General features: G+C 73.1%; 11 protein-coding genes. 1 reads left to right on the top strand and 10 read right to left on the bottom strand.

Annotation, left to right across the window (positions count from 1 at the left end):
* Position 1: 1 nt before the first annotated feature.
* The 9 genes from ACZ7FF_RS14510 to ACZ7FF_RS14470 all read right to left on the bottom strand — a co-directional run bounded on the left by ACZ7FF_RS14510 (position 2) and on the right by ACZ7FF_RS14470 (position 11,780).
* Entirely contained in the window at positions 2-955 is a 954-nt protein-coding gene (locus ACZ7FF_RS14510) for an ABC transporter substrate-binding protein (protein WP_470812401.1), read from the bottom strand.
* Between the two features lies 1 nt (position 956).
* Positions 957-2,885: an ABC transporter permease gene (locus ACZ7FF_RS14505; protein WP_470812400.1), complete on the bottom strand. Its 1,929-nt coding sequence runs from the start codon at positions 2,883-2,885 to the stop codon at positions 957-959.
* Positions 2,885-4,081, bottom strand: a complete 1,197-nt coding sequence (locus ACZ7FF_RS14500) for a quaternary amine ABC transporter ATP-binding protein (RefSeq protein ID WP_470812398.1) — start codon at positions 4,079-4,081, stop codon at positions 2,885-2,887. The genes ACZ7FF_RS14505 and ACZ7FF_RS14500 overlap by 1 nt, the downstream gene beginning before the upstream one ends.
* Positions 4,078-5,610, bottom strand: a complete 1,533-nt coding sequence (locus ACZ7FF_RS14495) for a GMC family oxidoreductase (RefSeq protein WP_470812397.1) — start codon at positions 5,608-5,610, stop codon at positions 4,078-4,080. Before ACZ7FF_RS14495 ends, ACZ7FF_RS14500 begins: the two co-directional genes overlap by 4 nt.
* A 37-nt stretch (positions 5,611-5,647) precedes the next feature.
* Positions 5,648-7,168, bottom strand: a complete 1,521-nt coding sequence (locus ACZ7FF_RS14490) for an aldehyde dehydrogenase family protein (protein ID WP_470812396.1) — start codon at positions 7,166-7,168, stop codon at positions 5,648-5,650.
* 180 nt (positions 7,169-7,348) lie between these two features.
* Positions 7,349-8,632, bottom strand: coding sequence for a hypothetical protein (locus tag ACZ7FF_RS14485; protein ID WP_470812395.1), 1,284 nt, complete (start codon positions 8,630-8,632; stop codon positions 7,349-7,351).
* A gap of 10 nt (positions 8,633-8,642) precedes the next feature.
* A complete protein-coding gene (locus tag ACZ7FF_RS14480) occupies positions 8,643-8,996 on the bottom strand; it encodes a hypothetical protein (protein ID WP_470812394.1) in 354 nt (117 codons plus the stop codon).
* Complete coding sequence (locus ACZ7FF_RS14475) at positions 8,983-10,758, bottom strand: hypothetical protein (RefSeq protein WP_470812392.1); 1,776 nt, start codon at positions 10,756-10,758, stop codon at positions 8,983-8,985. Before ACZ7FF_RS14475 ends, ACZ7FF_RS14480 begins: the two co-directional genes overlap by 14 nt.
* Before the next feature lie 101 nt (positions 10,759-10,859).
* Positions 10,860-11,780: a LysR family transcriptional regulator gene (locus ACZ7FF_RS14470; RefSeq protein ID WP_470812391.1), complete on the bottom strand. Its 921-nt coding sequence runs from the start codon at positions 11,778-11,780 to the stop codon at positions 10,860-10,862.
* 95 nt (positions 11,781-11,875) lie between these two features.
* Here ACZ7FF_RS14470 and ACZ7FF_RS14465 point away from each other — a divergent pair, with 95 nt between their 5' ends.
* Entirely contained in the window at positions 11,876-13,297 is a 1,422-nt protein-coding gene (locus ACZ7FF_RS14465) for an MFS transporter (RefSeq protein ID WP_470812389.1), read from the top strand.
* Positions 13,298-13,371: 74 nt separating this feature from the next.
* Here the strand turns inward: ACZ7FF_RS14465 and ACZ7FF_RS14460 are convergent, their stop codons facing one another.
* Complete coding sequence (locus ACZ7FF_RS14460; protein ID WP_470812388.1) at positions 13,372-14,361, bottom strand: malate dehydrogenase; 990 nt, start codon at positions 14,359-14,361, stop codon at positions 13,372-13,374.
* Positions 14,362-14,519: the final 158 nt, after the last annotated feature.

Raw genomic sequence — 14,519 nt, 5'->3', positions numbered from 1 at the left:
CTCAGGACAGCCACTTGCGCCACACGGCGGGGTGGCTGTCCACCCACTTCTTCGCCGCCTCGTCGGGCGACAGCTTCTGGTCGGCGATCATCAGGGACACCTCGTTCTGGTCCTCGGTGCTCCACCGGAACTTCTTCAGGAAGGCCGCGGCCTTGCCGCCCGTCTTCGCGAAGCCCGCGTTGAGGTACTTCTGCAGCGGGGTGTGCGGGTAGGCGCAGGCGATCTTCGCGGCGTCCGCGTCGCAGCCCTCCTTGTACGGCGGCAGCTCGACCTCCGTCATGGGGACCTTCTTGAACAGCCACTGGGGCGAGTACCAGTACGTCAGGAAGGGCTTCTTCTCCTTGGCGAACTGCCTCATCTGCGTGATCTGCGCGGCCTCGGAACCGGCGAAGACGACCTGGTAGTTCAGCTTCAGGTTGTTCACCAGCGCCTTGTCGTTGGTGACGTAGGACGGGGAGCCGTCCATCAGCTGGCCCTTGCCGCCGCTCTCCGGGGTGCGGAAGAGCGAGGCGTACTTGTTCAGGTTCCGCCAGTCGGTGATGTCCGGGTGCTGCTTGACCAGGTAGGTGGGGACGAACCAGCCGATGTGGCCGGTCACCCCGAGGTCGCCGGCCCGCGCGATCGTCTTCTTGTCGTCGACGTACCGCTTCTCCTGGTCCGGGTGGCCCCAGTCCTCCAGGATCGCGTCGACCCTGCCCTGGCTGAGCGCGTCCCAGGCGGGCACCTCGTCGACCTGGACGGTGTCGACGCGATAGCCCAGCTTGTGCTCCAGCAGGTACTGGGCGACGGCCACGTTGGACTGGGCGCCCACCCAGGACTGCACGGACAGGGTGACGGTCTTCGAGCCCTGGACGCCCGCGAACGGGCTGGCCTGCTTGGTCATGTCGGCGGCGCCACAGCCCGTGGCCAGCGCCAGGACGGCGACGGTGACCGGGACGGTCGTACGAAGTCGCATGTCAGGCTCCCTTCCTCGCGCGGCGTTCCGTCGGCTGGGTCACCCGGTCGAGCATCAGGCCCAGGCAGACGATCGCGGCACCGGCCACCAGGCCGGTCGCCAGGTCGCCCTGGGCGAGGCCGAAGGCGACGTTGTAGCCGAGGGCGCCACCGCCGACCAGGCCGCCGATGATGACGACGGCCAGGACCAGGACCACGCCCTGGTTGAGGGCGAGGAGCAGCGAGCGGCGGGCGAGCGGCAGCTGGATCTGCCACAGCTGCTGGCGGCCGGTCGCGCCGAGCGAGCGCGCCGCCTCCAGCGCCGCCGGGTCGACCTGGCGCAGGCCCTGCGCGGTGATCCGGACGACGGCCGGGAGGGCGTAGACGACGGCCGCGGCGACGGCGGGGGCGCGGCCGACGCCGAACAGGGCGACGACCGGGATCAGGTACACGAACTGTGGCATCGTCTGGAAGACGTCCAGCACCGGGCGCAGGAGGCGTTCGACGCGGTCGCTGCGGGCCGCCGCGACACCGGTCGCGAAGCCGAGGACGAGGGTGACGGCGACGGCGGCCAGGACCTGGGAGAGGGTGTCCAGAGCCGGGTCCCACACGCCGAGCACGCCGATCGCGGCCATGGCGAGGACGGCGGTCAGCGCGGTGCGCCAGGTGCCGATCAGCCAGGCCAGGGCGGCGACCACCAGCAGCACCGACCACCAGGGCAGCCCCTGCAGACCGGAGCGGAGGGGGTCGAGGACCCAGGTGGTGAAGTGGCCCGCCCAGTCCGCGGTGCCGCCGACGACCGGGACACCCGAGTAGAGGTGGGCGGTCATCCAGTCGACGGCGCGGTTGACCGGCCGGGCGATGTCCAGGGTCCAGCCCGTGGGCCAGTCGAGGCGGCCGAGGAGGCGGGCGGCGAGGGCGACGGCCACGCTGACGGCGAGGGCGTACGGCCAGCCGATCGTCCGGGGGCCCCGGTCCTCGGCGGCGCCGGCCGCCGCGGTCACGCGGTCCAGGACCACCGCGAGCAGCACGATCGGGATGCCGGCCGAGAGGGCCTGGCCGACGTCGACCGAGGCGAGGGCCTGGTAGACGCGGTCACCGAGGCCGCCGGCGCCGATGACGGAGGCGATCACCGCCATGCCCAGCGCCATCATGATCGTCTGGTTGAGGCCGAGGAGGAGTTCCTTGCGGGCCAGCGGGATGCGGGCGGTCAGCAGCCGCTGGCGGCGGGTGGCGCCGAGCGACTCCACGGCCTCCAGGACCTCGGGGTCGGCGCCGCGCAGGCCGAGCGCGGTGAGGCGGGCCATCGGCGGTGCGGCGTAGACGACGGTGGCGAGGACGGCGGCGGGGACGCCGATGCCGAAGACCAGGACGACGGGGAGGAGGTAGGCGAAGGCCGGGAGGACCTGCATGGTGTCCAGGACCGGGCGCAGGGCGCGGTCGAGCCGGTCGGAGAGGCCGGCGCCGAGGCCGAGGACCGCTCCGACGGCGACGGAGGCGAGGACGGCCACCACCATCAGCGCGAGGGTCTGCATGGTCGGCACCCACATGCCGAGCGCGCCGCAGGCCAGGAAGGCGATCGCGGTGCCGGCGGCCAGGCGGACGCCGGCGACGCGCCAGGCGACGAGGGCGCCGAGCGCCGTGACGCCGGTCCAGCCCGCGGCGAGGAGGGTGACGTAGACCGCGCGGACGCAGAGCACGACGGCGTTGCTGATGTAGCCGAAGAAGTACAGGAACAGGGGGTGGCTGTCCCGGTTGTCGATGACCCAGTTGCTGGCCGACGCGAGGGGCTTGGAGAGGTCGACGGTCAGCTCGTGGGGCCAGCTGCGGCCGTGGAGCAGCGGCAGCAGGACGGCGGTGACGAGGGCGAGCAGGAGGAGTTTGCCCGCGGCCCGGTTTCTGAGGAGCGCGGGTTTTCCGGTGCGGGAGGCGGGGACGGTGAGCGCAGCCATCAGACGGCCTCCGGGCTGGTCCGGGGGCTCGGGGGCGTCGCCCGCCCGCGCTTGCGGGGTGCGTTCCCCGGCTTCGGCTTGGCCCGCGCGGGGGTACCCCCGTCGCCCGCCGCGGGCTCGGCGGGGCCGTCACCGGCCGAGACGCCGGCCACGACGTCGAGCAGCCGCTCGTGGTCCACGACGCCGAGGCACTTGCCCTCGTCCATCACACGGGCCGGGGAGCCGGTGCGTGCCACCGCCTCGATGGCCTCGGAGACCGTGGCCTCCGGGGCGACCGCCGCGCCCTCGTCCAGTTCGCCGGGCGAGGCCGGGCGCATGGCCGTGCGCACGGTCACGACCTGCTCGCGCGGCACGTCCCGGACGAACGCGCGGACGTAGTCGTCGGCCGGGGAGCCGACGATCTCCTCGGGGGTGCCGAGCTGCACGACCTGGCCGTCGCGCATGAGGGCGATGCGGTCGCCGAGCCTGAGGGCCTCGGAGAGGTCGTGGGTGATGAAGACCATCGTGCGGCCCTCCTCGCGGTGCAGGCGGGCGACCTCGTCCTGCATGTCGCGGCGGATGAGCGGGTCGAGGGCGCTGAAGGGCTCGTCGAAGAGGAGGACCTCGGGGTCGACGGCGAGCGCGCGGGCGAGGCCCACGCGCTGGCGCTGGCCGCCGGAGAGCTGGCCGGGGCGGCGCTTCTCCATGCCCTCGAGGCCGACCTTGGCGACGATCGCGGCGGCGCGTTCGCGCCGCTCGGACTTGCCGACGCCCTGGATCTCCAGGCCGTAGGCCACGTTGTCGAGGACCGTGCGGTGCGGGAGCAGGCCGAAGTGCTGGAAGACCATGGCGGCGCGGTGGCGGCGCAGTTCGCGCAGCCGGCCCTTGTCCATGGCGCGCACGTCCTCGCCGTCGATGGCGATCGTGCCGGCCGTCGGCTCGATCAGGCGGGTCAGGCAGCGCACGAGGGTGGACTTGCCGGAGCCGGACAGGCCCATGACGACGAAGACCTCGCCCTTGCGGACGTCGAAGGAGACGTCCCGGACGGCGGCCGTGCAGCCGGTGCGGGTGCGCAGGTCGGCGGGGCCGAGGGCGCTGAGTTCCGGGTCGGCCGGGACGCGTTCGGCCTTCGGGCCGAAGACCTTCCACAGGCCGGACACCGAGAAGACCGGGGTGTCGCTGGTGGGCGGTTTGCGGGTGGGGACGGTGAGAGTCATCGGGGCTCGCCTCCGATCAGGTCGACGGCCTTCTCCCCGACCATGAGCACCCCGATCATCGGGTTGACGGCGGTCATGGTGGGGAAGACGGACGCGTCGGCGATACGAATTCCATCGAGGCCGCGGATCTTCAACTCGGGATCGACCACGGCGAGTTCGTCGTCGGCGGCGCCCATCCTGCAGGTGCCGGCCGGGTGGTAGACGGTGTGCGCGACCTTGCGGGCGTACTCGCTCAGCTCGGCGTCGCCCCGGACCTCGGGGCCGGGGCACACCTCGCGCTTGAGCCAGCCCGCCAGCGGCTCGGACGCGGCGATCTCGCGGGCGACGCGGATGCCGTCGACGAGGGTCCGGGCGTCGTAGTCGTCCTCGTCGGTGAAGTACCGAAAGTCCAGCGCGGGCTTCACGGACGGGTCGGCGCTGGTCAGGTAGAGGCGGCCGCGGGACTTCGGCTTGGGGATGTTCGGGGTCATCGAGACGCCGTACCGGGGGCGTTCGTAGCCGAGCCGCTCCGGGTTGTCCGTGAACGGGATCTGGTAGAAGTGGAACATCAGGTCCGGGCCCGCGTGTTCGGGGTCGCGGCGCACGAACAGGCCGGCGTCGGAGTCCATCGCCGAGTTCTCCGGGATCGGCCCGTGGGTCTCCCAGACGATCACGGACTCGGGGTGGTCGAGGAGGTTCTCGCCCACGCCCGGCAGATCCCGCACGACGGGGATGCCGAGCGCCTCCAGGTCCTGGCGGGGGCCGATGCCCGAGTGCAGCAGCAGGCGCGGGGAGTCGACGGCGCCCGCGCACAGGACGACCTCGTGACGGGCCCGCATCAGCAGTTCCTCGCCGTCCTTGGTGCGCACGTGCACGCCCTCGGCGCGGGTGCCGTCCAACTCCAGCCGGTGGGCCCAGGTCTCCAGGAAGATGTGCAGGTTGGGCCGCTCGTCCATCACCGGGTGCAGGTAGGCCACGGAGGCGGAGGACCGCTTGTTGTCCTCGGGGTGGTAGGCGAGGTCGAAGAAGCCGACGCCCTCGGTGAACGGCTTGCGGTTGAAGCCCTCGACGCGGGGTACCCCGAGCGCCGACTGAGCGGCGTCGACGAAGTCGCGGGCGATGGCGTTCCGGTCCTTCTCGTCGACCGAGACGATGTTGTTCTTCAGTCGGGCGTAGTAGGCCTCCATGGGGACGGCGCCCCAGCCCTTGGCGCCGGCCTCCTCCCACTCGTCCCAGTCGGAGGGCAGCGGCTTGAAGGAGATCAGGGTGTTGTGGGAGGAGCAGCCGCCGAGGACGCGGGCCCGGCTGTGCCGGATGTGGGAGTTGCCGCGGGGCTGTTCGGTGGTCGGGTAGTCGTAGTCGAGGTCGCCGCCGAGCAGGCCCATCCAGCGGCGCAGGGTGAGGACGTCGTCGCGGCCGACGTCGCTCGGGCCGCCCTCGATGACGGCGACGGTGACGTCGGGGTTCTCGGTCAGGCGGGAGGCGATGACGGAGCCGGCGGTGCCGCCGCCGATGACGACGTAGTCGTAGACGTGGGGGGTCTCGGGCATGGGGGTACTACTCCAGGGGGTGTGGAACGAGGTGGGCTCAGCCGGCGAACCAGCGCACCGGGCGGGGCGCGAGGTTCTGGTAGACGTGCTTCGTCTCGCGGTACTCGGCGAGCCCGGCGGGTCCCAGCTCTCGGCCGGTGCCGCTGCGGCCGAAGCCGCCCCACTCCGCCTGCGGCAGGTAGGGGTGGAAGTCGTTGATCCAGACGGTGCCGTGGCGCAGGCGGGCGGCGACGCGGCGGGCCCTGGGGGCGTCGGCGCTCCAGACGGCGCCGGCGAGGCCGTACTCGGTGTCGTTGGCGAGGCGGACCGCCTCGTCCTCGGTGCGGAAGGTCTCCACGGTGAGGACCGGGCCGAAGACCTCCTCGCGGACGACGCGCATCTCGCGGTGGCAGGCGTCCAGCACGGTCGGCTCGTAGAAGTAGCCGGACTCGGGGCGGCTCTCGGCGGGCGCGGGCCGCTTGCCTCCGCAGCGCAGGACCGCGCCCTCGGCCAGCGCGGAGGCGACGAACGCCTCGACCTTGGCGCGCTGCTGCTCGGAGACGAGCGGGCCGCACTCGACGCCTTCCTCGGTGCCCCGGCCGAGCCTGATCCGCTGGGCGCGGCGGGCGAGTTCGGCGACGAAGCGCTCCCGGACCGACTCCTCGACGATGAGCCGGCCGCCCGCCGAGCAGACCTGGCCGCTGTGGATGAAGGCCGCGTTCAGGGCCTGGTCGACGGCGGTGTCGAAGCCCTCCTCGGTGGCGCAGGCGTCGGCGAAGACCACGTTGGGGTTCTTGCCGCCGAGTTCCAGCGCGACCTTCTTCACGGTCGGGGCTGCGGCCTGGGCGACCTTGGTGCCGCTGGCCAGGCCGCCGGTGAAGGAGACCAGGTCGACGCCGGGGTGTTCGGCGAGCAGGGCGCCGACGGTGTGGCCGGGGCCGGTGACGAGGTTCGCGACCCCGGCGGGCAGCCCGGCCTCGGCGAGCAGCCCGATCAGCGCGACGGTGGTCATCGGGGTGATCTCGCTGGGCTTGATCACGAACGTGTTGCCGGCCGCGAGGGCCGGGGCGATCTTCCAGCTGGCCTGGAGCAGCGGGTAGTTCCAGGGGGTGATCAGCGCACAGACGCCGACCGGCTCGTGCACGACGACGCTGTGGATGTCGGGCGAGCCCGCGTCGACGACGCGGCCGGGGGCCTCGGCGGCGACCAGGTCGGCGAAGTAGCGGAAGGCGTCGGCGACGCAGTCGATGTCGACGCGGCCCTCTTCGAGGGTCTTGCCCGCGTCCCGGCTCTCCAGCAGGCCGAGCGCCTCGCGGTCGCGGACGAGGAGGTCGGCGGCGCGGCGCAGCAGGGCGGCGCGCTCGGCGACCGGGGTGCGGGGCCAGGGGCCCTCGTCGAAGGCCTGGCGGGCGGCGGCCACCGCGCGCTCCGCGTCCTTCTCGTCACCCTCGGCGACCACGGCGAACGGCCGGGCGTCCGCGGGGTCCAGGATCTCCCGGGTCGCGCCGGAGATCGCCGCCAGCCACTCGCCTCCCGCGTGGATGGTGGCCTGGGCCTGTCGTTCCGTTCTGTCCGCCATGATCGGTATTGCCTTCCGTTCCTGTTCCGTGCCCCTGTGTCACGCACGTGACACGCTCAGGGACCGTGGCCGCCTGCCCACGGCCCCCGAAGCGCATGCGGAATCGGTGGCCGATAGTGCGCGGGGTCACTAAAAAGGCAGGCGAAAACGGACAGAAACGGTTGATCCTGGGCGTTGCGCTCAGTCCATGGGCGCTTCACACTCCGTCCCGGACGGGCAGAACCCGCCGAGCGCGGTGTCCAGGAGGTGCAGTTCGTCGTCGCCGCCGTCCCGGTCGGGGCCGTACACGGCGACGGCGTAGATCCGGCCGTCCGCGGCGACGAACCGCTCGTCGTAGACGTGCCAGGTGCCGACGTCGGGCTCGCCCTTGATGGTGCCGGCCAGGTACTCCAGGCGGGAGCCGACGAAGTCGTCGTGGTCGAGAGTCACCAGGGAGAGCTTCTGGAAACCCGCGGGCTTGGGGGTCTGGTCGGACAGGTACTGCTCGAAGGACGCCTGTGGGGACGCCTCGGACACCTGGTAGATCTGCAGCCGGTGCTTTCTGTCCGGGCTGCGGTAGTTCACGACGGCGATGCCGTACGAGGAGGTGAGCGAGGAGCGCGACCAGCCCTTGGGGCGGCCGATCCGGAAGCCCGCGGCGTCGTCGTACGACTCCCAGCCCGAGGGGAGCGGGCTCGGTGAGGCGGAGGGCGGGGCCGAGTCGTCCGTGGGCGACGGGGAGTCCGAGGCGCCGCCGCTCGGCGCCGGGGAGTCCGAGGCCATGGACGTGCTCGGCGAGCCGCCCGCCTTCGCCGGCCGGCCGTGGTGCCCATTCCCGGCCACGAGGGTGAGGACGAGGCTCACGGCGACACCGACCACGGCCGCCCCCACGACGACGGTCCAGACCGTGCGCCGGCTGGGCCCGCCCCTGGGCGCGGGCACCGGCTCGGGCGGCACGGGCCATTCCGGCGAGGACCAGCTTCCGGTGCCGGGGCCGCTCGGGCCGGCCGTGCCGTCCCCCGCCCGCGGTGCGTGCCAGCCACCGACCGCCCCCGGCCAGGGCGCCGCCGGCGGCACCAGCCCGGACTCCACCGACTCCGAACCGGCGGGACCGAACCCAGGACCGCCGGACGCCTCGGAGCCGAACCCCGGAGGGGCAGACGCCTCGGGACCGAACGCCGGACCGCCGGACGCCGAAGAGACCGGCGCCTCGGGGCCGAACCCCGGAACGGCGGACGCCGGAAGGGTGGGCGTCTCAGGACCGGACGCGGGAGGGGTGGACGTCGGCGGGGCGAGGGTGGCGTCGGCGGACGTCGGCCGGGGCGGGGTGGTGTCGGCGGGTGTCGGTGGTCCGGGCGGGGGCCATGCGGGCGCACGGTCCGGCATGGCCGGCGGTGGCGGTGTCGCCGGTGCGGCGGCCCCCGGCCCCGCGCTGTCCTCCCAGCGCTGGGTCTCCTCGTTCCAGTAGCGCGCTCCCCCGCTCATCGCGCCCCTCTCACAGTCCCACCAGGCCGGCCAGCGTGGCCGCCGAGGCGAGGACGCCGAGCAGCGCCTGGGAGTCGTCGAGGAGCCCGCGCAGGCGCTCGCGGCGGGACGGTGCCGCCCGGCCGGTACGGGTGATCTCGTCCTCCGTGTCGGCGAGGGCCGCGTCGAGCTCCGCGGTCCGGTCGGTGGCCCGCACCCGGGCCAGGTCGGCGCGCAGCTCCCGTACCGCCAGGAGCAGTTCCTCGGCCGCCTCGTCGCGTGACGCGGCCGTGCCGTGGTGGCTCTCGGCGTGTGCGTGGTCGCCGATGGCGAAGGTGCTGTGCGAGACGTCGCCGATGCTGATCCTCGGCTCATCCGTTGCCATGGGCGTCGGATCCCTTCTGCGGCGCGCTGCCGCCGTTCGTGGAGGAGGCGGAGGAGTTGTCGCCGACGGAGAAGGTGCTGCCCTCCACGCGGCCGATGTGCACGCCCCCGTTGCTGATGTTGTTGACCTGCTGGACGAACTCGCCGGTCTGGTACCCGGCCTCGGCGAGCGCGGCCCGGACCCCGTTCGCCACCCGGTCCTGGATGCTCTTGAGGTAGCGGGAGACGTCCATCTCCTGGAACTGGGAACCGGTGTCCGCCGAGCCCAGTTCCCGCACGGACAGCGCGGGCCCGTCCGGCAGCGCGTTCGCGTAGCCGCCGGTCAGCAGGCGCCAGACGTAGACCAGGGACCTGCCGAGCACGACCAGGGAGCCGGCCAGCGAGCCCGGCACCCGGTTCACCGCCCAGACCGCCTTGCCGAGGACGTTGTTGTGCCGGAACCGGTGGGCCGTGCGGTCGGCGTCCTTGAAGTCCTGGCGCACCGGCAGCAGCACGTGCGGGGCGATCTCCAGCATGAGCATGCGGCCCTGGGTGTGGATGCGCACGAAGACCGTGACGACCAGTTCCTCCTCCCACCCGCCGACGCGGATGCGCAGGAAGTGCCGGCGCTTCTCGGCGCCCTCCTCGACCGCGTGCGCCCGGTGCTGCTCGAAGGCCTCCGGCCGGTACGGCGCGTCCTCGCGGCGCAGCAGGCCCTCGGCGGGCAGGAACACGCACTCGTCGATCTCCAGCCAGCGCAGCCGGTCGCGCACCCCGGGCCCCGCGTGCTCGGCCGGCAGCCGGAGCCGTTCCACCAGCGGCCGGATCCGCTCCAGCACCAGCCGGTTGCTGATCGGCTGCTGCTTCTTCAGCGCGTCGGGCTTCAGCTCGACGGCCAGCACCCAGTCCCGGTACGCCGCTCCGGCCCCGCAGAACGGGCGGGCCTCGTGGTACATGATCAGCGGCGCGTGCTGCTCGGTGCGGATGCGGTGCTTGAGCCACTGGAACCGCCGGCCCTCGCCCTGTTCGGCGGGGTCGCCGGCCGCGTCCGGGAAGCGCCGCGGGGACAGCTCGGCCGCGAGGACGCGGGCGAACTGGCCGCGCTGGCCGGCCAGGCACAGCGTGATGAGCGCGAACATCACGAGGGTGGCCCAGGCCTGCCAGGGCTTGAACGACGTGGCCAGTGCCTTGAAGCTCACCAGGAGGATGTCGGTCGGGCTCAGCGAGCCGGAGGACCCGTACAGGCCGGACGAGCCGCCGAAGGAGTCGCCGTAGGAGTCGTACGACGGGCTGTCGTCCGCGCCGCCGAACGCGGCGATCACGGTGACGACCAGCAGCAGCGCGAACGTGATGCGGCCCCACCAGCGGAAGAGGAAGGCGGGCACCAGCCGGTACAGGGGCGGCCGCGGAGCGCGGCCCCTGATCCACACACCGATCGCGAGGTAGAGGCTGGGCCCGAGGAAGAGGGCCAGCAGACCCTGGGTCAGCGCCCCGCCCACCACCCACAGGCCGAGGATCGCCCCGGCCCACGCCAGTTCCTGCCGGCGGGCGCGCAGGGCGTGCACGAGGACGCGGGCGGCGTCGAGGCCGAGCGAGGGCGCCACGAACCGCTCCCCGTTGAGGTGCAGCTCGTCGATCACCCGGTCCCGGTAGCCGGGGTCCAGATAGGTGCCGGCGCACAGCAGCCGGGTGGCCTCGCTGGCGTGCGGTGGGGTGGACGGTGGTACGGATGGCGCCGCCGCCGGCGTCGACTGCGATTGCGGCGGCACGTGTGCGGTGCTCACGCGATTCCCCCGAGGCGTGGAAAGTCACTTCTCTTACAGCTGAGTTGACGAGCCATCAGCATAAGGTGACGCACGGCACAGGGGAAAGCGCAATCCGCGGGCTACCGCCCCGCCTCCTGCTCCATCAGCTCCCGCACACAGCCGCGCAGCCACGCGTGGGCGGGGTCGGCGTCGTGACGCGGGTGCCAGGCGAAGCCCAGCCGCACGGTGGGCAGCAGCAGGGGGACCGCGAAGGTGACCAGGCCGAGGGTGTCGGCCAGCGGGCGCCCCCAGTGGCTGACCAGCCCGATCAGGTCGGTGTCGCGCAGCACGAAGAGCGAGGCCGGGTAGGTGCCGACGCTGGCCACCACCTTCCGCTCCAGGCCGAGTTCGGCCAGCGCGTCGTCGACCGGGCCGCGCAGCCGGCCGCGCCGGGAGACGACGAGGTGGCCGGCCTCGCGGGCGAACCGCTCGGGGTTCAGCTCGCCCGTCAGCAGCGGGTGCCCGGCCCGTACGACGCCGAGCATGCGGTCCTCGTGCACCGGCTCCACGTGCACCTCGGGCGCGACGGAGTCGATCACCCCGACCTCCAGGTCGGCGGTGCCCTGCCGCAGGAACGGCACGTCCACGTGGCTCTCGGACAGAAAGCGGAGGCGGATGCCGGGAGCCTCGCGGGCGACGCGCGCGAAGAGGGCCGCGCCGTGGGTGGCGACCACGGAGTCGTGGCCGAGGATCGTGAAGGTGCGGGTCACCGTGCGCAGGTCGGTGTCCCGGCCCGGCGCGAACAGGGCACGGGCCCGCTCGACCACCGCGCTGACCTCGGCGCGTACGGCCAGCGCGTGCGGGGTCGGCACCATCTGCCGTCCGGCGCGCACCAGGACGGGGTCGCCCAGCGCCTTGCGGATCCGGCCGAGGGTGCGGCTCATGGCCGGCTCGGACAGATGCAGCCGGGCGGCGGCGCCCTGCACGCTCTGCTCCTCCAGCAGCACGTCCAGCGCGACCAGGAGGTTCAGGTCCAGCCCGGTGGATTGCGTCACGCGCATTCATCCCTTGCAAAGGTTGCACTGGAAAGCAGGTCATTCGCGAGCCTACGGTGAGGACGCATCCCCCACCAACCGCCTAGCTCCCGGGAGGAGCCGTGCCCGCGCACGCCCTGAAGCGCACCACCCTGCTCGCCCTGTGCGCCTGCGTCCTGGTCGCCCAGAGCATGGTCGCCGCCATCAACCTGCTGATACCGCAGCTCATGTCGTCCACGTTGCGTCCCTCGCACACCGAGATCCTGTGGACGGTCGACGCCTACGTCATCGTCTTCGCGGGCCTGCTCATCCCGGCCGGCGCGCTCGGCGACCGCTACGGCCGCAAGGGCGCCCTGCTCACCGGTCTCGCCCTGTTCGCGGCGGGCGCCGCCACCAGCGCCCTCGCCACCGGGCCGGCCGTGCTCGTCGCCGGGCGTGGTCTGTCCGGCGCGGGAGCCGCGCTGATCACCCCCGCCACCCTCTCGATCCTGATGCACCTGTCCGCACCGGAGCACCGGGCGCGCTCGATGGGCGCCTGGACGCTGTCGATCGGCCTGGGAGGCGCGGCCGGCAACCTCGGTGGCGGCCTGGCCGGGCAGTTCCTCACCTGGCGCGCCCTGTTCGCGGTCATGGTCCCGCTGGCCGCCGTCCTCGCCGTGTGCGTCCGGATCGCCGTCCCCCGCACCGGCCGCTCCGCCCGCAGCAACCCCGACCCGCTCGGCACCCTGCTGCTCACCGGGGGTCTCGTCGCGGTCCTGTTCGGCATCATCGAGGGCCCGTCCTACGGCTGGACCTCCGCGCGCATCCTCGGGGCGTTCGCGGCCGGCGCGCTGCTGATCGCCCTCTTCACGCTGCACGCCCTGCGCTCGGCCGCCCCGCTGTTCGACCCGCGGGTCTTCGGCTCCGCCCGGCTGCGCGCCGCGTCCCTCGGCACGGCCACCGGCTTCTTCGGCCTGTTCTCCCTATTCTTCGTCAACTCGCAGTACCTGCAGGAGATCAAGGGGTTCGGCGCCGCGGTCACCGGCGTGGCGATCATGCCGCTGGTGTTCGGGATGGCCGTCGCGCAGAAGCTGGCCACGCGCTGGGCCGACCGCCCCCGCGCGGTCGTCGGCGCCGGTCTCGCCCTGATCGGTCTCGGCCTGCTCGGCGCGTCCACGGCCGGCGCGGGCACGCCCTACGCGGTGTTCGTCTGCTGGCTGCTCGTCATCTCGGCGGGCGCCGGACTGTCCATGCCCGCCCTGACCCTCGGTGTGGTGACCTCGCTCCCGGCCCACCAGACGGGCCTCGGATCCGGGCTCGGCACCACGGCCCGCGAGACCGGCGCCGCCCTGGGCGTCGCGGTCACCGGCACCGTCCTGTCCGCCCACTCCGACCTGCTGCACGGCCTCGGCCCGGCGCTGCGCACGGTGGCGGTCGTGGTGCTCGCGGCGACGGCCCTGGTGGTCGCCGGGTACGGCGGGCGCCCGGAGGAGACGCGGGGTTCCACGCGGGCGACCGCGCCGGACCGGCCGCCGGCGATGGCCTCCCGGCCGCAGGGCGGGTGACCGGGACGCCCCCCACGGCCGACGCCCGGCACCCCTCGCAGGGGTGCCGGGCGTCGGCCGTGAGTGGGAGAGGCTCAGATGAGGCCCAGCGAGCGGACCGCCTCGCGCTCCTCCTCCAGCTCCTTCACCGACGCGTCGATGCGGGCGCGGGAGAACTCGTTGATGTCCAGGCCCTGGACGATCTCGTACCTGCCGTCCTTGGTGGTGACCGGGAAGGAGGAGATCAGGCCCTCCGGGACGCCGTAGGAGCCGTCCGACGGGATGCCCATGGAGGTCCAGTCGCCCTCGCCGGTGCCGTTGACCCAGGTGTACACGTGGTCGATGGCGGCGTTGGCGGCGGAGGCCGCGGAGGAGGCGCCACGGGCCTCGATGATGGCGGCACCGCGCTTGGCGACGGTCGGGATGAAGTCCTCAGCCAGCCACTTCTCGTCGTTCACGACCTCGGCGGCGTTCTTGCCGACGACGGTGGCGTGGAAGATGTCCGGGTACTGGGTGGCGGAGTGGTTGCCCCAGATGGTCAGGCGCTTGATGTCGGCGACCGTGGTGCCCGTCTTCTTCGCCAGCTGCGTGAGCGCGCGGTTGTGGTCGAGGCGGGTCATCGCGGTGAAGCGCTCGGCCGGTACGTCCGGGGCGGCGGCCTGCGCGATGAGCGCGTTGGTGTTGGCCGGGTTGCCGACCACGAGGACCTTGATGTCGTCCGCGGCGTGGTCGTTGATGGCCTTGCCCTGCGGCTTGAAGATGCCGCCGTTGGCGGAGAGCAGGTCGCCGCGCTCCATGCCCTTGGTGCGCGGACGGGCGCCCACCAGCAGGGCCACGTTGGCACCGTCGAAGGCGACGTTCGGGTCGTCCGTGATGTCGATGCCCTGGAGCAGCGGGAAGGCGCAGTCGTCCAGCTCCATGGCCGTGCCCTCGGCGGCCTTCAGGGCCGGGGTGATCTCCAGCAGGCGCAGCTTGACCGGCACGTCCGCGCCGAGCAGCTGGCCGGAGGCGATGCGGAAGAGCAGGGCGTAACCGATCTGGCCGGCCGCGCCGGTGACGGTGACGTTCACGGGAGTGCGGGTCATGGCGTTCTCCGTATGACAGCTGGCGGTGGGGCGTCCCTGCCCCGGGCGGATGATCGATCTCTTGGCATCAAGAGAGATCCAGCGGTCAGGCTATCGCGCATCCGGCATGCCGGACGTCCGGGGCCCTGTGGCCCACTTCACAGAAGGGCACGAGGGGG

The organism is Streptomyces sp. NPDC037126 (assembly GCF_055605965.1).
This window is presented reverse-complemented; position numbering and strand designations above follow the sequence as displayed.